This window comes from Pseudomonas sp. BF-R-26, assembly GCF_019947395.1.
GTDB classification, from domain to species: Bacteria; Pseudomonadota; Gammaproteobacteria; order Pseudomonadales; family Pseudomonadaceae; genus Aquipseudomonas; species Aquipseudomonas farris.
Map to the genome: position 1 here is coordinate 320,697 of NZ_JAGYGK010000007.1, position 20,453 is coordinate 341,149.

A 20,453-nucleotide genomic window follows, 5' to 3' on the forward strand; every position below is an offset into this window, starting at 1 on the left:
GCACCCATGAGCGTTTTTTACACGCTCCGGGCCAAAAGCTGACGGGTTAATTGTTCCTCCAGCAATCAAACCTGCAGATACACCGGAAAGCATTCACACAAATGCATCACCCGGCACCGGATGTTATCCAGCAGCGCCGCGTTGTTCGGTTGTTCCAACAGGTCGGCGATCAGGTTCGCCACTTCCGCGCATTCCGCTTCACCGAAACCACGGGTGGTCAACGCCGATGTGCCGATGCGAATGCCACTGGTGATCGCCGGTTTCTGCGGATCGTCGGGGATCGCATTTTTGTTCAGCGTGATGTGAGCACTTTCCAGCAGCGCTTCGGCATCTTTGCCGGTGATGTTCATCGAACGCAGATCAAGCAGGAACATATGGCAATCAGTGCCGCCGGACACCACCCGCAAACCCCGCCGAGTGAGAATGTCGGCCATGGTCCTGGCGTTGCTGATCACCCGTTGCTGGTAATGCTTGAATCCATCGCTCAAGGCTTCGTTGAACGCCACGGCCTTCGCGGCGATGACGTGCATCAGCGGCCCACCCTGGTAAACCGGGAAAATCGTCTTATCGAGTAGCGCTGCGTATTGCGCCTTGGCCAGGATCAAACCGCCGCGTGGGCCCCGCAGGGTTTTGTGGGTGGTGGAGGTGATGAAGTCAGCAATGCCGACCGGCGACGGGTACACGCCCGCCGCGATCAGCCCGGCATAGTGCGCCATGTCGACCATCAGGTAAGCGCCGATCTCATCGCAGATATTGCGAAATCGCTGGAAGTCGATGGTCCGGGAATACGCCGAGGCCCCGGCGATGATCATTTTCGGTCGGTGTTCCCGGGCCAGCGCTTCCATTTCGGCGTAGTCGAGGGTTTCGGTTTCTTTCTCCAGCCCGTAGGAAAACGCCCGGTAAAACTTGCCGGAAAAATTCACCGAGGCACCGTGGGTCAGGTGCCCGCCGTGGGCCAGGGACATCCCCAGAATCGTGTCGCCGGGTTCGAGCACCGCCAGAAAAACTGCTTGGTTGGCCTGGGATCCGGAGTGCGGCTGGACGTTGACGTATTCGCAGTTGAACAGTTTGCGTGCGCGTTGGATGGCCAGGTTTTCGATCTCATCGACGACCTTGCAGCCGCCGTAATAGCGCTTGCCCGGATAGCCTTCGGCGTACTTGTTGGTGAGCACCGACCCCTGGGCCTGGAGCACCTCTTCGCTGACATAGTTTTCTGAAGCGATCAGCTCCAGATGGGTTTCCTGGCGATTGCGTTCGCGGTCGATCAGGCGGGCAATGGCGGGGTCGAAATTTTGCAGGCTCATGGTCGGCTGCCCTCAGCCAGGGCAGCGGCTTTGCTTTCCCGGGTGTAGGTCAGTACGAAGTGCGCCGCGAGGCCGAAGATCAAGCCCCAGAATGCAGCGGCCAAACCGAGGAAGCTCATACCCGAGGCCGTCACCAGGAAGGTAATCAACGCCGCTTCCCGTTGTTTCTCGTCCGCCATGGCACCGGTCAGCCCGGCGCTGATTGCACCGAACAAGGCCAGGCCGGCAAGGGAGGCAATCAACTCTTTTGGCAAGGCGGAAAACACCGAGGCCAGGGTCGCGCCGAAAGTGCCCATAAGTATGTAGAACACCCCGCAGGCGATCCCGGCGATGTAGCGTTTGTCGCGGTCTTCGTGGGCTTCGCGGCCGGTGCAGATCGCCGCTGTAATCGCTGCCAGGTTCAAGCCATGGGAGCCGAACGGCGCCATCAGGATCGAGCCGATCGCGGTGACCGAAATGATCGAGCGCGCCGGGGTGTTGTAACCCGAGGTGCGCAATACCGCCATGCCCGGCACGTACTGGCCGGTCAGGGTCACCAGCGCCAGTGGCAGGCCAATGTTGATGATCGCGTGCCAGCTCCACTCGGGGGTGATGAAGACCGGATGGGCCACGGCGATGGTGATCGAGCCGCTGTTGAGCTCGCCGAACGAGGCGGCCACAGCACAGCCAACAATCAGTACCGACAGAATCGCGTAGCGCGGCGAAAAGCGTTTGAAGATCAGGTAGACCGCGATCATCGCCAGCACCAGTTCCGGTTGCAGCTTGATCGAAGTGAACAGCTCGGCACCGAAGCGGAACAGAATGCCCGCGAGCATGGCGGCGGCGATGGCTTTGGGCAGGCGACTCATCAGTTTGTCGAACGCCCCGGACAAACCGACCACGGCAATGATCACCGATGCCACCAGATAGGCGCCGATGGCTTGAGGCAGAGTAACAGTGGGCAGCATTGACACCAGCAACGCCGCGCCCGGCGTCGACCACGCGGTGATCACCGGAACTCGCAGGCGCCAGCTCAGGAACAGGCCGGTAATTCCGCTGCCAATGGAAATGGCCCAGATCCACGAAGACACCACATCGTTGGGCAGGTGCGCTTCCTTGGCTGCCTGAAACACGATGATCAAGGGGCCGGCGTAGGAAATGATTACGGCAATAAAGCCCGCAATGACGGCTGACAGGGATAGATCCTTTCTGAGTGTGTCCATGATATCTCGACTTGGCGCGGCAGAGTCGCGCGGTGACCCGGGGGAGATTGAGTCGATTGACTCGATTCGACATGAGTGTATTTGAATGAATTGAATTGATTCAATAGGTGGTGAGGTTGTTACGAGATGTTTTTTTGCTATCAGTGCCTGCTTTTCGGTGATTATTCATTTATTTATTTGATTTATAAGGAAATTAATTTCGTGAAAAAAATCATATTCGAACAATTGATATCGACTCAATGACCAAATCAATCGAATCAATTCATAGATTGGGTCGATTTATTAGATGCCTAACCTCCATGTGATATGCTCGGATATTCATCATTTCTACGATGGGCAGTGATCATCCATGTGGGTTCCCCAGCTAAGCGAGTTCAGCCAGCCGATGTACTTGTCGATTGCCGATGCGTTGGCGCGCGATATCAGTAACGGCGTGTTGAATGAAGGCGATCGCCTGCCGACCCTGCGGGAGCTGGCCACGACCCTGAATGTCACGCCGGGCACCATTAGCCGGGCCTATAGCGAAGCCCATCGGCGTCGCCTGGTGCAGGGGGAAGTGGGGCGTGGTACTTATGTGCTCAACCAGAAGCAGCTGGAACTGCCGGCGAGCAACAGCGCCGCGCCGCTGAATCTGGGGCAATCCGAGTTACTCGATCTTTCGATCATCAAGCCCTACAGCGAAACCCTGGAGTACTGGTTACGCGACGCCCTGGTGGGGATGGCCAAAAGCACCGATTTCACCCGAGCCCTGGATTACGCACCGGACGGCGGTCACCCGGCGCATCGCGAGGCGGGCGCGCAGTGGTTGCGCCATTCGTTGCCCGATGCGCAATGGCAGCAAGTGGTGATCACTGCCGGGGCCCAGCATGGCTTGATGGTCGCGATGAGCGCTCTGACCAACGCCGGTGACCTGGTGCTCTGCGAAGCGCTTTGCTACCCCGGCATTATTTCCCTGGCCCATGGCCTTGAGCGCCGCCTGCGTGGCGTACCGATGGACGACGAAGGGATCATTCCCGAAGCGTTGCGCGAACTGTGCGAGCGAGAGAAACCGGCGATGCTGGTGTGCGTGGCAACCTGCCAGAACCCGACGGCGGCGATCATGTCGCAAAAGCGCCGGGCCCAAATCGCGGCATTGGCCGAAGAGTTCGACTTCATCATCCTCGACGATGACATCTATGGCTTCCTCGCCACCGATCCGTCGATCAAGCCGCTGTCGGCGTTTGCGCCAGACCGTTCGGTGTACCTGACCAGCCTGTCGAAGTCGGTGATGCCGGCACTGCGCGTCGGTTACATCTATAGCCCGCCGAAACTGCTGTCACGCCTGACCTCGATGGTGCGCAGCAGCGTCTGGATGCCGTCGCCGTTGACAGCGCAACTGGCCAGCAATGTGATTACCGAAGGCCTGGACAAAAAACTGATCCGCATCCAGCGCAATGAAGCGGCCGGGCGGCAAGCGATTGCCCAGGAAATCTTTGCCAATTTCGAGCTCAAGACTCAACCCTATTCGTATCACGTCTGGTTGACGCTGCCCGAGCCATGGACCAGCGACGAGTTCACCATGCTCGCCCGAGCCAACGGTGTGCTCGTACTCAGTGGCACCCAGTTCCAGGCTGAACGCTCCGGAACTACCCGTTGTGTGCGGCTGGTATTGATGTCACCCACGAGCCAGGACGAACTGCGCTTCGCCTTGACCAAACTGGCCAGCCTGATCGATTCCGACCCGCGACTGCACTATTGAGTCACCGCAGGGCAACAGTGCCCGAACGATTCGCCATCAGTTGCGAACAGCCCTTCGGGCTCGCTGTTCTACCGCCGTCCCTGGAGTTGCCGAAAATCGAGATCAATCTGTTCTGGCATGCCGGGTACGCCTTACCGAGCCAGGGCTCGCAATGTGGCTCGATTGAGGCAACCGGGGCGTACGCAGTAACAGACTGATTTCATCGCAGCTGACCGCGCAGCTGAACAAATGGCCCTGAATTTCATCGCAGCCGTTTTCACGCAGGAAGGTTTGCTGCTCTTCGGTTTCGACACCTTCGGCAATGACCTTGAGGTTCAGTTTGTGCCCCAACGAAATCACTGCGGTGGCGATGGCTTTGTCGTTCTCGTTGTCGGGCAGATCGCGCACGAAAGACTGGTCGATCTTGAGTCTCGCGATCGGGAAGCTTTTCAATGCTGCGAGGCTGGAGTAGCCGGTGCCGAAGTCGTCGATCGAGAGACTGATCCCCATTGATTGCAGTTCTTTCATTTTGCTGATGGCTTGCTGAAGGTCTTGCATGATCAGACTTTCGGTCAGCTCCAGCTCAAGGTACTTCGGGTCCAGTCCGGTTTCTTGCAAGGCATGCCTCACCCGGTCGATCAGGTCCCTTTCGATGAACTGGCGTGCTGAAATATTCACCGACATGGTGATCGGCGGCCAGCCCGCATCCTGCCAGGCCTTGTTCTGTTTGCACGCGGTATGAATCACCCAGTCGCCGATGGGCACGATCAACCCGGTCTCTTCGGCCTGCGGAATGAATTTGATTGGAGACACCATGCCGAGCTCGGGGTGCTGCCAGCGGATCAATGCCTCTACGCCGATAATCTGACCTGACTGCAAATCCACCTGTGGCTGGTACAGCAGCAGGAACTCGTCATGGTTGAGTGCGTTTCGAAGCCCGTCTTGCATGGCGAGCTTGCCCTGATCCTTGTTATTCATCTCGCTCGTATAGAACTGGTAACTGTTGCGACCCAGCTCCTTGGCCCGGTACATGGCGGCGTCCGCATTGCTGAGCAACGTTTCGGTATCGCTGCCGTCGGCAGGGTAAGTGGCCAACCCCATGCTGCAGGTGACGTGGAGTGTATGTCCGCTGAGCTGAATCGGTCGCAGGATGGCTTCCTGGATTTTGTGCAGGGCTGGAGTAACGCCGTCGAGGTCTGAAGGCTGGTCGAACAGGATGATCACAAACTCGTCGCCACCCAGTCGCACGACGGTGTCGGTGCGGCGTACACATGCCAGCATGCGCTGGGCGACGGTTTTCAGCAGTTCGTCTCCAGCACTGTGCCCAAGGCTGTCATTCACCAGTTTGAATTTGTCCAGATCGAGAAACACCACCGTCACCAGCCGGCTGTAGCGCTGAGCATAAAGTATTGCCTGTTTGAGACGGTCTTCGAGCAGTGTGCGATTCGGCAGCCCGGTCAGTGCGTCATGGTCACCCATATAGCGAATGCGCTTTTCGGTCAGTTGGCGTTCTATCGCAATGCCGGCAAGAGGTGTCGCCATGTTGATCAGTCGCGTCTCGATCGAGCTAGGGCTGCGTACGGTGCTGGAATACAAGGCAAACGTACCCAATACTTTTCGCTCATGGGACAGAATCGGCGTCGACCAGCAGGCGCGAAATCCATAGGGCGCAGCGACTGAACGGTACTCTTCCCACAGCGGATCCAGCTCGATATCGGTGACGATGACCGGTTCTCGTCGATACACCGCGGTGCCGCATGAACCGACGTTCGGACCGATCGCAATCCCGTCAATGAGCTGGTTATAGGCTTTCGGCAAACTGGGCGCAGCCCCGTGCAGCAGGTGCTTGCCCTCCTCATCCAGCACCAGGATGGACACCACCATCCCCTCCAGTTGGGACTCGACCAGGTGAGCCAGGCTTTCGAGGACTTCGGCAAGCTCGGTGCTCCTGGCTATCAGCTCCAGGACATGACCTTGCCCGGCACGGATGACGGCTTCTTGCTCTAATCGGCTGTTTTGCACGGCGAGCCGCTCTGTGGCGATACTCAATTGGACCGTTCTTTTTTCCAGCTGAAGTCGGTCTTTGAGGAATTGATTCACCGCGCGAGCCATGTTGCCGATCTCGTCCTTGCCATGTTCCGTCATCATCACATGCGTTTTGTCAGTGTGTTCCTGACGCAATTGCCGGCTTATTTCATTCAGGCGCACGAGCACATGACGGCCCATGAAGACCCGGGTTACAAACCAGGCGAACACCAGGCTGGCGCCCAACATGATCAGCACCCATTGCTGGCTACGATTTGAGGCCTCGACCAGGCGCTGCACGGCTTCGCGATAGTCTTCGGTGTAAGCACTGGATTGCGCACGGGCCACCGCAACCAGAACCCCGGCCTCATTCTTCAGTTCCTCATTGAAGCGCTGTATGACGTTGTACTGATTGATGAGCCTCAGGCGCAGGGAGAAGAGATCGGGCGTCTGCACATCCGCGTCGGGTAACTTGCCTGCGGTACGTGACAGGCGCTCATATCGGGTCCGCAGTTCTTGCACGGCATCACTGTCAACAGCCTGCGGCAGATCGAAAAGTAACACTGCCAGTTCCAGGCTGGCCCGGGTCTGGGTCGCGGTTAACCGGGCGGTGTGATCCTCCAGGGTTTGCTCGAAGGTGACCTCGGTTTGCAGCAGGCTTTCTCGCAGCTGCGCAACGATGTTGGCGGTATTGCGGAACATCTGACTCGACTGATGCATGTCGAGTATCGCCACGCCACTGTTCGCGGCAGTCAGCTGCTGCACCAGTTGATCAAGGGCTTCAAGCTGTTGGACGGTCGCCGCATAGCTTGAACGCAGGGTGTCGGGCGAGCGAGTTGTCAGAAGCTGATCGGTCTGACGTTCGATCAGCAAAGTACGCTGCAGCATGTCTTGCCCATTTTGCATGCGGACCAGTCGTTCATCCGTCAGCTGGCGGGTGGCGCTGTTTGACGTGCGCAACGCATAGACCGCAGTGGCACCACCCGCCAGGATCAGCAGCGCCAGCGTCAGAAACGCCAGTGTGAACTGTGCGCGTAGCGATTGCGGCAATAGTCGGCGTCCGAGCCGGGAAGTAACGTCCAATATCAGGGATTCCATTGGTGGCGATAGATGTCTCGATAGCCATTGTCAGGGTCGTACTGAAATTTCTTACCGCCGTCGAAGGCGATATTGTCGGCATTGACCAAGTGAATCGGCGCTACGAAGCCGCTCACCGGCTGACCTGCAAACAGCCGGTTCAATTCATCTATCACTTGCCAGCCATGCAGGTTGAGCGGCTCGGCCACGGTGACGGTCTGGTAGGTTTTTGCCTGTATGCGCAAGAAAGCCGAAGCGCTGCCATCACCGGCAGACAACAGACTGATGCCGTCACTGGGTATTGCAGCGCTGGTCAATGAGGCAATCGAGTAGTCGAAATAGATATCGTTGATGGCCAGCGTGTGGGTCCAGCGCTTGCCATAGCGCTGAAGCAGCTCCTTGGTGATCGCCGGCATCTTCTCGCCACTTTCGGAGATCGCGACATCGCGCACTTCCAGCAACGTACAGTCCCGACAGGCCCGAATGACGTTTTCCATGGCCTTGGCTTTCGCCATGGCGATGCTGTACTTGGAGTCGGTCAGGATGACCACGCCGGCGCGTCCGTTTGACTGTGCCACTGCCGCCATGGCCGTGAGGCGAGCCACTTCGAGTGGATCGGTCGTGACGTTCATGGCCACCGGCGTGCCGTCAATCGGCCCGGGGCGTGCCCCGGCGTGCCAGCCAACCACTGGCACATCCCTGTTGGCGAAGAGGATCAGCGCGGCATTGTTCTCAAGGGCATCGGAGCCGCACAGAATGAGGCCGTCGGGTTTCGCTGCCAGGGCATCGGAAAAGGCCTTTGCGCGACCGGCCGATGATCCGGCGCCATCGAATATCTTCAGCGCCCAGCCCATCGCCTTGGCTGCCTCGCGAGCACCCTGCGCGACACCGACAATTCCTCCGTTACGCAGGTCTTCTGCGACAAGGGCGATGTTCTTGCCCCGCAGAGCTCGCGGGCCGGATTCAGGGCCGCTCCAGCGAACGGCTTCGAGGGTGGCCCTGGAAACGATTTCCTGCGCTTGAATCACCGTAACCGTGGCGCTTTCGACAGCGTATCCGGGCGTTGCCGTGAAAAGACAGAAAGCCGTAATTGAAGCCATCCCGAGTAACCAGGGCCTGAGTAACCAGGGCCTGATCAGACGGGTTCGATCACCGCATGTGATGCCGGGTCTGGAGCCGATGGCGCGATCATAGTCTGGCATGGTGTCCCTTTTTGCCAAGAGTGCAGCGTTCACTATCTGAAAGGATAGTCGGTTCTGCTGTCATCAGGTCTTTTGTGGGTAAAGTGCGCGAACTTTAGTCCTGGATCTGCAACGTCGCGCCGGAGACCCGCACAGGCCGATTGATCGTGCGGGCGCTTCCTGTCTACCAGTTACAACGTGTACGAGAAACCCATTTGCACCGTTCTCGGCGCGCCCGGATAGGCGTAAACGTTGCCAAAGGCGCCTTCATCATAGTGGCTGTCGAACACATTCTTCAGGTCAAGGTTAAGCCGCAGGTGCTCGTTGACTTTGTAAAAGCTGAGCAGGTCGAACACCTGGTAGCTATCCATGGAAAAGGCATTGGCTGCGGTCTGGCCGGCGCGCTCGTCGACATACTTGGCTCCCACCCCCAGGCCCAGTCCTTTGAGGCCACCGTCCTGAAACTCGTAGACGTTCAGCAGGCTGAAACTGTTGCGCGGAATGTTCACCAGGCGGGTGCCTGACTTCAGCACGTTGTCCTGGGTGACTTCGGCATCCACGTAGGCGTAGCCACCGATCATGCGCCACTCTGGCGTGAGGTTGCCGGCCACATTCAGATCAAAGCCACGGCTACGAACTTCACCCGCCGCAACGCTGAAGGTCGAGTCCACCGGGTCTGTCGTCAGAACGTTGCGTTTTTCGATCTGATACACCGCGGCATCCACGCTTAACTGACGATCAAGGGCCTGCCACTTGACGCCCACCTCGTAGGATTTGCCTTCTTCGGGTTTGAAACCGCCGCCCGTTCGACTGGCACCGCTGTTGGGTTTGAAGGACCGCGCCGTGTCGGCATAGATCGCCACGGTCGGGGTCAAATCGTAGATCAGCCCCAGGCGCGGAGTGACTGCGTTGTCACTGTTGGTCCAGCTCGGACCGTTGACGATGTAGTTGTCGTAATCCTGCTCGAAGCGTTCGAAACGCACGCCAGCCAAAGCTTTCAAACCCTCGGCCAGGGTCACCTGGTCTTGCACGAAAGCGGCATAGGTCTTGAGGTTTTCCTGATCATTGGTGGTGGTGCGAGTCAACGCCGGACGCGGCTGGCCGTAGACCGGATTGAAAATGTCGATGGGGTAGGCACTCACCGCCCCACTGGAGCGACGGATAATCGACTTGTAATCGTAATCCTCATACTCGATGCCCGTGAGCAACGTGTGGTCGAATCCACCGGTGGAAAAATGGCCGGTCAGATTCAACTGCACATCAAGGTCACGCCACTCCAGCTTGCGGTAGTTGAAGTTGCGCCCTAGCGTTCGGCCGTCGGCAGCGACACCGTTGGCTTCGATGGCATTGCCTTGCAAACTGCCGTCGAGATATTGCGTGCCACCGCCCAAGGTCCAGTTGTCGTTCAGGAAATGCTCGAAACGCAGTTGCGCCATGTTGTTGTCGTTGTGCAGTTTGCCGATATCCTTTTCACCGAAAAAAGTATCCCGCGACGCGACACCGATCTGATTGCGATAGCGGGTCACACCCCGATCGAGCGGCGCGTTGTTGCGCATGAAATCGCCTTCGAAGGTAATGCGGGTGGTGTCGTTGACCTGCCAACCTAGCACCGGCGCCACACCGTAACGCTCGTTTTCGACGTGATCACGGAAAGTGTCACCACCCTCGCCTATCACGTTGAGACGATAGGCCAGTCGCCCTTCATCATCCAGCGGTCCTGAGGCATCCAGCGTTCCGCGACGCATGCCCTGATCATTGAGCTGACTGCCCAGGGTCACAGTGCGCTCGGCCAGGGGTTGTTTGGACACCACGTTGAAGGTGCCGCCCGGGTCGCCACGGCCATAGAGCGTGGTGGCTGGCCCGCGCAGGACCTCCAGACGCTCGATGGTATTGGCATCGGGCATGTTCGGATAACCGCGGTTGATCGGGAAACCGTTGCGGTAGAACTCACCGGTGGTAAAGCCACGCACGGTGAAAGTGGTCAGGCCCTGGCCGCCGAAATTGTTCGCACGGCCCACGCCTCCGGCGTAATCGAGAGCGTCTTGCAGGCGGGTGGCGCCGAGGTCTTCCACGACATCCCGGGTGACCACGCTGATCGATTGTGGGGTTTCATGAATCGGAGTGTCTGTGCGCGTCGCACTGGCCGAACGGGTCGCCCGATACCCTTCGACCGGGCCTTGGGCCGGCTCTTCGAATGTGCCGTTGATGTCGATCGCTTGTAACTCTATTGACGCAGGATCAGTCGGTGCCTGGTCAGCCCAGGTGGTCTGGGAAATGGCTTGGATCACACACAGAGAAACGAGAGTTCGACGCATCGACATACAACCTTGAGAAGATGCCGGGCACTTCAGGAGCTCGGCGAGAATTGACAACGAATAATATCAATTCCCATTATCAGTCGATACTTTTTTATCTCGCCAAAGTAGTGCAAAAGTTGCGAAATCAACTCGTATGATCAACGTGGCCAGGTACATCAGTGATGCAATAGCCTCATAAAGCCTCTCATCGCATAGGCTTTGAAAGGCCGCAAAATCCTGAGTAATGAGCTCAAAAGTCCATCGCGATATAGCTTTATATCCTGACGCTGGCAAAGGTTGATTCGTTGCGAGCTTGGCCGAGCGCCGACGACGGGTCGGACAATGGAGACAGCCCCAGCGCTTGCGGCAGCGGTATCATTGCCACTTGTTGCGTGGTGTTGGAACCCACACGCTCGTCGCGTGGTGGAATGCCGTAGTACTCGCGGTAGCACTTGGAGAAGTGCGGCGTGGACACGAAGCCACACACCGACGCCACTTCGATGATCGACATGGGTGTTTGCTTGAGCAGTTGTCGGGCGCGAATCAGGCGCAGTTTCAAGTAATAGCGGGACGGTGAGCAGTGCAGATATTTCTGAAACAACCGCTCCAGCTGACGCCGCGACACGGAGACAAAAACTGCCAGCTCGTCGAGGTCGATCGGTTCTTCGAGGTTGGCGTCCATCAGCGCCACGATTTCCTGCAACTTCGGCTGGTTGGTGCCAAGCATGTGCTTGAGCGGAACACGCTGGTGATCCTGCTCATTACGGATGCGTTCGTAGACAAACATTTCCGAGATCGCCGCCGACAGTTCACGGCCGTGATCGCGGCTGATCAAGTGCAGCATCATGTCCAGCGGCGCGGTGCCACCGGAGCTGGTGAAACGGTTACGGTCCAGGGTGAACAGTCGCGTACTTATAACCACTCGCGGGAAGGCTTCCTGCATGGACGCCAGAAACTCCCAGTGAACACTGCAATCGTAACCATCCAGCAGACCGGCGCACGCCAGGGCCCAGCTGCCGGTGCACACCGCGCCCAGGCGCTTGGACTGACGCGCCTGACTTTGTAGCCACGATACATGCGCGCGGGTTACGGAGCGTTGAATACCGACACCGCCGCAGACAAAGATGGTGTCCATGGCAGGCGCGTTCTGCATCGAGGTGTCAGGGGTGATCTGCAAGCCGTCGCTGGCCAAGACCTTGTTTCCGTCGGCAGTGAGGGTCGTCCAGCGATACAGTTCGCGACCGGACAATTGGTTAGCCATGCGCAGAGGCTCCACCGCGGAAGCCAGAGAAATCAGTGTGAAATTGTCCAACAGCAAAAAGCCGATGGATTGAGGCGCACGGTTCTGGGGCTTCGCCCCGGAGTTGAACGTCGTCATTGCAGTAACTCCTCACACCAAGCAAGTATTGGCCTCAGACACAGGCTCTTTTTATTGCCCGTCCAAATACGCCGGGCTATTTGTAATTTCAAGTGCAAAAGTCACGCCGTAATTGAATAGACTTCCAATCAATTCAAAAAACGACACGACGGTGCCTCTATATGAAGGGTCGCAATGGCGCAGATCAAAAGCGAAAAGGGTCGATCTGGTAAGCCTGCTTATAAACTGCGAGCAATTAGGTAGCAGGTATGGGAAGGATGCCTGGCAATGACAACTTGCTTGTTACCGACAAGCACAGGTCGTTTTTCTGAATAACGTAACGCCACTCACAACTAAACTTCATAACGACGAAAAACCGGGAAACAGAGAAGCTTCCGGGTTTTATCGTTGACCGTTTGGAGTGATGAATTGATCACCCTGATTGTTCAGGATTTCAAAATTTTGATACTGGCGAATGTTGACTCATCACGTGCCTGATCCAGCAAACTCATCGGCCTTGCCAAGGGCAACGCCTGTGCAATCGATCTTGCTGTCACTTGCGGTTGCGTTAGCGTTTGCGCCGCCAAGCGCTCGTCGCTGGGTGGGATGCCGAAATACTCGCGATAGCACTTTGAGAAATGGGGGGTGGACACAAAGCCACACACCACCGACAACTCTACAATCGAAATCGGCGTTTGCTTGAGCAACTGACGCGCGCGGATCAGACGCAGCTTGAGGTAGTAGCGCGAGGGTGAGGAATGCAGGTACTTCTGGAATAACCGCTCCAGCTGTCGACGGGACAAACCAACATAATTCGCCAGTTCGTCGAGATCGATCGGCTCTTCCAGATTGGCCTCCATCAAGGCGACGATTTCCTGCAACTTCGGTTGGTTGGTACCGAGCATGTGCTTGAGGGGCACTCGTTGGTGATCCTGCTCGTTGCGGATTCGCTCGTAGACGAACATGTCGGAGATGGCCGCTGACAGTTCATGACCATGATCGCGACTGATCAGGTGCAGCATCATGTCCATTGGCGCGGTTCCGCCCGAGCTGGTGAAGCGGTCTCGGTCAAGGGTGAACAGACTGGAGCTGAGGTTCACTCGTGGAAAAGCTTCCTGCATGGCCGCCAGAAATTCCCAGTGCACGCTGCAGTCGAAGCCATCGAGCAAGCCTGCCTGAGCCAAGGCCCAACTACCTGTGCAAACACCCCCCATCCGCTTCGCGCGCCGCGCCTGGGCTCGCAACCAGGTAATGTGCTCACGGGTCACCGCGCTTTGAATGCCAATGCCACCGCAGACGATCACGGTATCAAGTATCGGTGCGTTATTGATCGCCCAATCCGGAGTGATCGGCATGCCATCGCTTGCCCACACCCGCTCGCCCCCCAAGCTGAAAGTGTGCCAACGGTACAGCTCTTGACCGGTCAACTGATTGGCCATTCGCAGAGGCTCTATGGCAGATGCCAAAGAGATCAAAGTGAATTGGTCCAGCAGCAAAAAGCCAATGGTTTGGGGAAGAGCGGCCTTGGAGGTGTCGTATGCCATCGAAGTTTTTTCTCGCAGTGAGCGGTAATGGCCCGTGGCGCCGGCGGTGTTAACCGCCCCGCCACTGCTGGCGCACTGATAAGATCGCAAGCAGGTTTACGCTGATATGGCTGCTATGCACTTTCCGCCGACACCGCACTTTGCGGTTGCCCATGCTGACGCGCGGTCACAAGGCCGAGAAAGGAAATCACCAGCGCCAGGCCGATGGTCGAAGAAACTTCCATACGGTGCTCGGGCGTCACCATCATCACCGCCAACGCTGCGCAGATGAAGGCGATGACCAACCAGGTAAGCCAAGGGAACAACCACATCTTGAAGCTCAGCTCGACGTTCTGCCGACGCAGAATCTTGCGCATGCGCAGTTGCGACACTGCGATAACCAGGTACACCAGCAAGGCAATGGCGCCGGAGCTGGCGAGCAGAAACTGGAACAGTCCGGCGGGCATGAAGTAGCTGAACAAGGTCACACCGGCACCCAGCACGGTGCTGGCGATCACCGCAGCCCTCGGCACGCCCGCCGACGACGTCACCTTCAGCGGCTTCGGTGCATCACCGCGCTTGCCCAGCGAAAACAACATGCGCGAGGCAATATAGATCGACGAGTTCATACAGCTGGCCACGGCAATCAACACCACCACATCTACCATGAACTTGGCGTGGGGAATGTTCATCAGTTCCAGCGCGCGCTGGTAAGAGCCCACCGACGCCAGCAATGGATCATTCCAGGGCACCACGGAAATGACCACGAAAATGGACAGCAGGTAGAACACCCCGATGCGCCAGATCACCGAGCGTGTGGCTTTGGCAATGTTCTGCGCAGGATTGCTGGATTCGGCCGCAGCGATGGTCACCGCTTCCGTACCGATGAAGCTGAACATGATGGTGATGAATGCCCCTACAACCGCTGACAAGCCGTTGGGCGCAAAACCGCCATGTTCCTCAATGAGTCGACTCAATCCGCTGGCTTCGCGCTCTGGAATCCACCCCATCAACACCGCAAAACCCAGGCCGATGAATCCAATGATCGCCACGACTTTGGCCATCGCAAACCAGAATTCGAACTCACCGTATTTGGACACACTGAACAGGTTGGTCACGACCAACAGAATGATCGACAGCAAGGCAAACAACCAGGCATCGATCTGCGGGAACCATTGATTCAATACATGCCCGGCCGCGAGCGCCTCGATCGGTATCACCAGCACCCAGAACCACCAATACAGCCAGCCGATGGTGAAGCCTGCCCAACGCCCGATTGCCTGGTCGGCGTAGGTAGAGAAAGATCCGGTGTCCGGGTTGGCAACCGCCATTTCACCCAGCATGCGCATGACCAGAACGACCAACAGGCCGGAAAACAGATAAGCCAGTAATACCGCCGGCCCCGCCGCAGCGATGGCATGTCCCGAGCCAACAAACAAACCTGCGCCGATAATCCCCGCGATAGAAAGCATTGTGACGTGACGCGGCTTGAAACCCTGCGCCAACTGACCATTCGAATCTTTGGAGTTCAGGCTATTCATTGTTTTTTTTGTTCTCTGGTGATCGACGTTAGGGCGTACTGACTGAGGGTCAGGCGATCATCATTTCTCCCTGTTGCCGCGTTTCGAACGCAGCGCACCTCAAACGCTCCCGAGTTTCTAAATCAGGCATCACAGCTGCACACGGCCATGAAGTGACGCGTCACCTTACGCGTCTTGTCTTGAAAGCCAGTAGCCCGAGTGCGCCACTGACGAGTCTGATTTCGACACGCGTTGCGCGTATCGCGTGTGGTGCATTAACCCAAAACCACTCAGCTTTCGTGGACTGAACGGTCTTGGGGCTGTCTTGCGACAACTCGTTCAGGGCTGTGCCTCTAGCTCACGGACACAAGGGCGCGCCGGGTTCGCGCTGACCGATGAGGGCAGCGAGGTTCTCTTCAGACTAAAACCTTTGTAACATCACACTTTCCATACTCCGTAATAAGGCTCAAACCAATTCGGCTAAAGATGCCGGATTGAAGCCCTTCAGATCCGCGTAATCGCCTTGTTCCACTTTGGCGACCCAATCCTTGTCACTCAGCAGAACACGCCCTACAGCGATCAGATCAAACTCTTCGCGCTCCATACGCTCGACGAGTCGATCCAGACTCGCAGGGGTTGATCCCTTGCCGGCGAATGCGTGAGTAACATCGTTATCCAGCCCGACCGAACCGACGCTAATGGTTGTGGCCCCTGTGACTTTCTTCGCCCAGCCCGCGCAGTTCAGCCCGTTCTCACCATCAATTTCGGGAAACTCAGGGTCCCAGAAGCGTCGCTGCGAGCAATGCAGAACATCAACACCCGCTTCGACCAACGGCAGCAGCCAGTCTTCCATTAATGCAGGGGTCTCGGCGAGGCGCACCCCAAAGTCCTGCGGCTTCCACTGGCTAACGCGCATGATGATAGGGAATTCGGGGCCGACCGCATGACGAACGGCAGACACGATCTCAGCGGCAAAGCGCGAGCGCTCTTTGATCGTCGGTCCGCCATAACGATCGGTGCGTTGATTGGTGCCGGCCCAGAAGAACTGATCGATCAAATAACCATGAGCCCCATGAATCTCAACGGTGTCGAAACCCAGGCGTTTGGCATCCGCGGCTGCCTTGGCAAAGGCAACAACTGTATCTGCAATATCCTCTTCGCTCATCGCCACACCGCGCGGGTCGTTTGGCGAATCGAGGCCAGATGGGCTTTCAACTGGCGCATCAGGCTCCCAGCCGCTGACGTCACGCACTGCACCGGTGTGCCAGAGTTGCGGCCCCATACGGCCACCCGCATTGTGGACAGAATCGATCACGTTCTTCCATCCGGCCAGCGCTGCTTCACCGTGGAAAAAAGGAATGCCGGAACCGTTACGTGAAGCGGGACGATCGATGACGGTCCCTTCTGACAAAATTAATCCGGCCCGACCTTCAGCGCGCCGCCGGTAGTATGTAGCGCTCCCTTCGCCGGGGATGCCCTCTGGCGAAAATTGCCTAGTCATCGGCGCCATGACAATCCGGTTTTTCAGCTCAAGCGACCCGATGGAAAAAGGACGGAATAAAATGCTGGTATCAAGGTTTGACATTGGATGGACTCCATTTGCTTTCGGAAGCCACATAAGTATATTTTGTAAACCAAATGTCAATTAGGCACCTAGAGTCGCCTAGGTATACATGAGGAAACTTCGATGCTGGAATTAAAGCCGCAATGTTTTTCGTCGGAGTGCCCAAGCCGGGCGCTGTTCGACCAAATCGCAGACAAGTGGTCAATGATGGTTCTGGCGGTGCTTGATGACGGACCGCATCGCTTTAATGCCATCAGACGCCGCCTGGAGGGCGTCACTCAGAAGGCACTGACACAGTGCCTGCGACGGCTGGAACGAAATGGTCTTGTCTCGCGCAAGGTCATTTCGTTCTCGCCTGTGGCAGTCCAGTATGAGATCACCCAACTGGGTCGAACATTGCAGCAGCCATTTCGCGAATTGCATAAATGGACGCTCGATAAATTGCCCGAGGTTGAAGCGGCCCGGTTGAAGTTTGACGAGGCGGCGCAGGTAAGCCCGACGGAATGATTTTGCTAACGCCAGAAAAAAATGCATTGGGCGGGTGACCAGACCTTCCCAATGCAAAACGACCTGATTAGATGTTCCTCGAATCGATTAACCCAGCGTGTTCAGGCACACCACCTTGGGTTGGGTCATTTCCTCATAGGCGAAGCGCACCCCTTCCCGGCCCAGGCTGCCGTACTTGGAGCCGCCAAACGGCATCGCGTCGAAGCGGTAGTCGGAGGAGTCGTTGATCATCACACCCCCGGCTTCGATTCTTCGTGCGGCGCTCATGGCCGTGGCCAGATCATTGGTGAAAATCCCCGCATGCAGGCTGTATTCGGGCTCGTTGGCCAATGCGATGGCCTCATCGAAGGTTTCGAAAGGCTGCAAAACCACCACCGGCGCGAAGACTTCGGTGCGCCACAGCCGACTGCAATGATCGACGTTTTCCAATACCGTAGCGGCGTAGCACGAGCCTTGGCGCCGATGGCCGCAGAGCAATGTCGCGCCCTCTTGCAACGCGTCGTTCACCACTTGCTCGGCATTCTGCGCGGCTTGCGGGGTAATCATCGGGCCGATATCAGTGTCGGCACGCATAGGGTCACCGTTCACAAGCGCCTTGGCCTGGCTGACGAAACGCTCACGGAACGCTTCATAAATCGGTGCCTGAATCAGCAGGCGCTGAGTACCTATGCAATTCTGCCCCGCAGCCCAAAAGGCTCCCGACAGGCAACTCTCGACGGCAGACTCAAGGTCGCAGTCGCCCATGACGATCACCGGCGCATTGCCGCCCAAGTCCATGGCAAGTTTCTTCAGGCCCGCGGTGCGTGCGATCTGCTCCCCGGTGACGAAGCCGCCCGTAAAGGAAATCATCCGCACCTCACGGGATGCGACTAAGGCCTTGCCCAGTTCCGCCCCCCCGGTGGCGACCGTGACCACCGATTCGGGCAACCCTGCCATGACCAGATACGACACCAATTTAATGGCCGACAACGGCGCCAGCTCAGACGGTTTGAGAATCACCGCGTTGCCGCCGGCAATGGCGGGACCGAGCTTGTGCGCCACCAGATTCAGCGGATCGTTGTACGGGGTAATCGCGACGATCAGGCCCAGGGGTTCGCGGGAAAACCAGCCCTGGCGCGACTCAGAACCCTCATAGGCGTCGAAAGGCACCACTTCCCCGGCATTACGCCTGGCCTCTTCGGCAGAAAGCTTGAGGGTGTTGACGCAGCGTTTGACTTCTTTTTCTGCCTGCTTGAGGGTCTTCCCGGCTTCGTCGACGATCAGCCGGGCAAACGCTTGGGCATCAAGCTCGATGTTCAATGCAGCCTGCTCGAGAATGCGTGCCCGACGATGACGCGGTAACCCGGCACACACCCGCGCACCGCTGCGCCCGGTCTCCAGCAGCTGCGGCACTTGCGACGCACAGACATCCGCGACGGTCCCGATGACGGTGCCGTCAAAGGGGTTAAAGACTTCGATTTGCGGCTCCACAACAGCCAGGGACAGACGTGATAGGTTCACAGGCTTTCTCCTAGTTGCGCGCAACAGACTGGTGGATGCTGATGATGTCCGACAGCAGCGCAAACGCTGTTTCCATGCGCCCTGCCCCCGGCCCCGAAACCGTCACCGCGCCGAGCAGATTGGTGGTAAACGACACGGCATTGGTGGCACCGGAAATACCGGCCAGCGGATGATCGTGTTTCAACAGACGCGGTTCGACACTGGCACTGATCGCCCCATCGGCATGACGCATGGCTGCGCCGATTAGCTTCCAGCGAGCCCCGTCCTGCCGGGCTTTTTCAATGTCGCCAAGGTCGAGTGAGGAAATACCGCTGCACCTGACATCGCTGACGTTCAGCTTGGCGTCCAGCAGTTCATTGGCCAGGATCACCACCTTGAGGCGCACGTCATGCCCCTCGACATCCGCCGTCGGATCGGCTTCGGCATACCCCAGGTCCTGTGCTTTGCTGACCGCTTCGGCAAACCCCAGGCCGCCTTCCATGCAGGTGAGAACGAAGTTGGACGTGCCGTTGAGAATCCCCTCGAAACCGACTATCGAACTGCCTGCCAACGACTGCTTGGCTAGGCGAATAACCGGCGTGCCACTCATCACCGAACCTTCGTATTCAAAGGCGACGTTATTGCGTCGGGCCAGTTCTTTCAGCTCGGCGCCGTGCAAGGCAATGGGTCCCTTGTTAGTGGTGACGACATGTTTGCCGCGTTCCAGCGCCCAACGGCAGAACGAGGTGGCCGGCTCGCCGTCTACCGGATTGGTGAAGGTGGCTTCGACAATGATGTCTGCGCCGCAGTCCTTGATCACCGCTTCGTTGAGGGCATCTGCTTCGCCACCCGGAAGCTGCGCCAATGCACCTTTGACTGCCGGCAGCTTGGCCAGCAACGCGGCGTCCAGCCCTTCGCGGCCAATCACCGAACCAAGAAACAGGTCGGTCACGCCAACGATTTTCAGAGTGAAACCCAATTCGGTTTTCCAGTTTTCGTTACGTTCGGCAATCAGCTGAGCCAATGCCCGGTTCACACCGCCGAAGCCGACAAGCGCCAGTTTGTATTCAGTCATTTTTTTATGCCCTTGATCCGGGTGATGGGTTGTTGGGTTCTAGGTTAGGGGCGCGGCCAGGGCAGTGAAATAGGCCAATTTGCTCTATTTTGTGGGCGTTTTGACCAGCACCCGGGCAAAACGCCAGGCATAAAAAAAGCCAACACAGGTTGGCTTTTTTCAGAACGATAAAGGGGTTAGACGACGGACGACAGCACGAATGAGGTCACGGTGTTTTCCACCCCGGGCAACGCAGAGATTTCATTCCAGACCTTATGCACCCGCTCCGGACTGGCAGCGCCGACCCGCAGCATCAGATCGAACTCGCCACTCATCACATCGCACTGAATGACTTCCGGTATTGCCCGCAGGGCCTGCAGCACTTCCGCGCCGCGCATGCGGTCGTAGCGGTAGACGAAAATCACCGCATTGATGTTCGAAGAAGCTTGTCGCCCCTCCCCCGTGCGTACCGTATAACCCTGTATCGCCCCGTCGCGCTCAAGCCGTTCAATGCGCTGGCGCACGGCATTGCGCGACAGGTTGACCTTCGTCGCCAGCTCGGCGTGGGCAGCCCGGCCATTGAGCCGCAGTTCCGCGATGATGCGTTCATCGAGAGGGTCCAGAATTCGCTTCACTTGGCCTCCTG

Annotated in this window: 14 protein-coding genes; 2 read left to right on the forward strand and 12 right to left on the reverse strand. The window is 57.7% G+C overall.

The window, feature by feature from the left end; translation table 11 throughout:
- Positions 1-65 precede the first annotated feature (65 nt).
- Positions 66-1,304, reverse strand: coding sequence for a serine hydroxymethyltransferase (gene glyA / locus KGB18_RS12820; protein WP_223570035.1), 1,239 nt, complete (start codon positions 1,302-1,304; stop codon positions 66-68).
- On the reverse strand, positions 1,301-2,506 hold the full coding sequence (locus KGB18_RS12825) for a benzoate/H(+) symporter BenE family transporter (protein ID WP_223570036.1): 1,206 nt from the start codon (positions 2,504-2,506) through the stop codon (positions 1,301-1,303). The genes glyA and KGB18_RS12825 overlap by 4 nt, the downstream gene beginning before the upstream one ends.
- Before the next feature lie 349 nt (positions 2,507-2,855).
- Between KGB18_RS12825 and KGB18_RS12830 the strand changes: the two genes are divergently transcribed.
- Positions 2,856-4,244 (forward strand): PLP-dependent aminotransferase family protein, encoded by a 1,389-nt coding sequence (locus KGB18_RS12830; RefSeq protein ID WP_123722418.1) that lies wholly within the window; start codon positions 2,856-2,858, stop codon positions 4,242-4,244.
- 102 nt (positions 4,245-4,346) lie between these two features.
- Here the strand turns inward: KGB18_RS12830 and KGB18_RS12840 are convergent, their stop codons facing one another.
- The 7 genes from KGB18_RS12840 to KGB18_RS12870 form a co-directional block, all read right to left on the reverse strand.
- Positions 4,347-7,346 (reverse strand): EAL domain-containing protein, encoded by a 3,000-nt coding sequence (locus KGB18_RS12840; RefSeq protein ID WP_123722417.1) that lies wholly within the window; start codon positions 7,344-7,346, stop codon positions 4,347-4,349.
- Entirely contained in the window at positions 7,334-8,353 is a 1,020-nt protein-coding gene (locus KGB18_RS12845) for a substrate-binding domain-containing protein (RefSeq protein ID WP_223570070.1), read from the reverse strand. The genes KGB18_RS12840 and KGB18_RS12845 overlap by 13 nt, the downstream gene beginning before the upstream one ends.
- Positions 8,354-8,697: 344 nt before the next feature.
- Positions 8,698-10,821: a TonB-dependent siderophore receptor gene (locus KGB18_RS12850; protein ID WP_223570037.1), complete on the reverse strand. Its 2,124-nt coding sequence runs from the start codon at positions 10,819-10,821 to the stop codon at positions 8,698-8,700.
- A gap of 256 nt (positions 10,822-11,077) precedes the next feature.
- Positions 11,078-12,181, reverse strand: coding sequence for a GlxA family transcriptional regulator (locus tag KGB18_RS12855; protein WP_123722414.1), 1,104 nt, complete (start codon positions 12,179-12,181; stop codon positions 11,078-11,080).
- A gap of 425 nt (positions 12,182-12,606) precedes the next feature.
- Positions 12,607-13,704, reverse strand: a complete 1,098-nt coding sequence (locus KGB18_RS12860) for a GlxA family transcriptional regulator (protein ID WP_123722413.1) — start codon at positions 13,702-13,704, stop codon at positions 12,607-12,609.
- Positions 13,705-13,817: 113 nt separating this feature from the next.
- A complete protein-coding gene (gabP, locus tag KGB18_RS12865; RefSeq protein ID WP_201062220.1) occupies positions 13,818-15,224 on the reverse strand; it encodes a GABA permease in 1,407 nt (468 codons plus the stop codon).
- Between the two features lie 445 nt (positions 15,225-15,669).
- Positions 15,670-16,788, reverse strand: coding sequence for an NADH:flavin oxidoreductase (locus KGB18_RS12870; protein ID WP_223570038.1), 1,119 nt, complete (start codon positions 16,786-16,788; stop codon positions 15,670-15,672).
- A gap of 102 nt (positions 16,789-16,890) precedes the next feature.
- Here KGB18_RS12870 and KGB18_RS12875 point away from each other — a divergent pair, with 102 nt between their 5' ends.
- Entirely contained in the window at positions 16,891-17,274 is a 384-nt protein-coding gene (locus tag KGB18_RS12875) for a winged helix-turn-helix transcriptional regulator (RefSeq protein ID WP_201062222.1), read from the forward strand.
- Between the two features lie 87 nt (positions 17,275-17,361).
- Here KGB18_RS12875 and KGB18_RS12880 read toward each other — a convergent pair whose 3' ends face one another.
- From KGB18_RS12880 to KGB18_RS12890, 3 genes are all read right to left on the reverse strand, one after another.
- A complete protein-coding gene (locus KGB18_RS12880; RefSeq protein WP_201087474.1) occupies positions 17,362-18,774 on the reverse strand; it encodes an aldehyde dehydrogenase family protein in 1,413 nt (470 codons plus the stop codon).
- A gap of 10 nt (positions 18,775-18,784) precedes the next feature.
- Positions 18,785-19,828: a homoserine dehydrogenase gene (locus KGB18_RS12885; protein WP_201062224.1), complete on the reverse strand. Its 1,044-nt coding sequence runs from the start codon at positions 19,826-19,828 to the stop codon at positions 18,785-18,787.
- A 176-nt stretch (positions 19,829-20,004) separates the two neighbouring features.
- Positions 20,005-20,442 carry an Lrp/AsnC family transcriptional regulator gene (locus tag KGB18_RS12890; RefSeq protein ID WP_201062225.1) on the reverse strand — a complete coding sequence of 146 codons (438 nt, stop codon included), beginning with the start codon at positions 20,440-20,442 and terminating at the stop codon, positions 20,005-20,007.
- Positions 20,443-20,453: the final 11 nt, after the last annotated feature.

Bases quoted from the DNA above. Each gene is read 5' to 3' on its own strand.
- KGB18_RS12875 (WP_201062222.1), top strand. From the start codon at position 16,891: ATGCTGGAATTAAAGCCGCAATGTTTTTCGTCGGAGTGCCCAAGCCGG.
- KGB18_RS12825 (WP_223570036.1), bottom strand. From the start codon at position 2,506: ATGGACACACTCAGAAAGGATCTATCCCTGTCAGCCGTCATTGCGGGC.
- KGB18_RS12860 (WP_123722413.1), bottom strand. From the start codon at position 13,704: ATGGCATACGACACCTCCAAGGCCGCTCTTCCCCAAACCATTGGCTTT.
- KGB18_RS12885 (WP_201062224.1), bottom strand. From the start codon at position 19,828: ATGACTGAATACAAACTGGCGCTTGTCGGCTTCGGCGGTGTGAACCGG.
- KGB18_RS12830 (WP_123722418.1), top strand. From the start codon at position 2,856: ATGTGGGTTCCCCAGCTAAGCGAGTTCAGCCAGCCGATGTACTTGTCG.
- KGB18_RS12850 (WP_223570037.1), bottom strand. From the start codon at position 10,821: ATGCGTCGAACTCTCGTTTCTCTGTGTGTGATCCAAGCCATTTCCCAG.
- glyA (WP_223570035.1), bottom strand. From the start codon at position 1,304: ATGAGCCTGCAAAATTTCGACCCCGCCATTGCCCGCCTGATCGACCGC.
- KGB18_RS12855 (WP_123722414.1), bottom strand. From the start codon at position 12,181: ATGACGACGTTCAACTCCGGGGCGAAGCCCCAGAACCGTGCGCCTCAA.
- KGB18_RS12840 (WP_123722417.1), bottom strand. From the start codon at position 7,346: ATGGAATCCCTGATATTGGACGTTACTTCCCGGCTCGGACGCCGACTA.
- gabP (WP_201062220.1), bottom strand. From the start codon at position 15,224: ATGAATAGCCTGAACTCCAAAGATTCGAATGGTCAGTTGGCGCAGGGT.
- KGB18_RS12870 (WP_223570038.1), bottom strand. From the start codon at position 16,788: ATGTCAAACCTTGATACCAGCATTTTATTCCGTCCTTTTTCCATCGGG.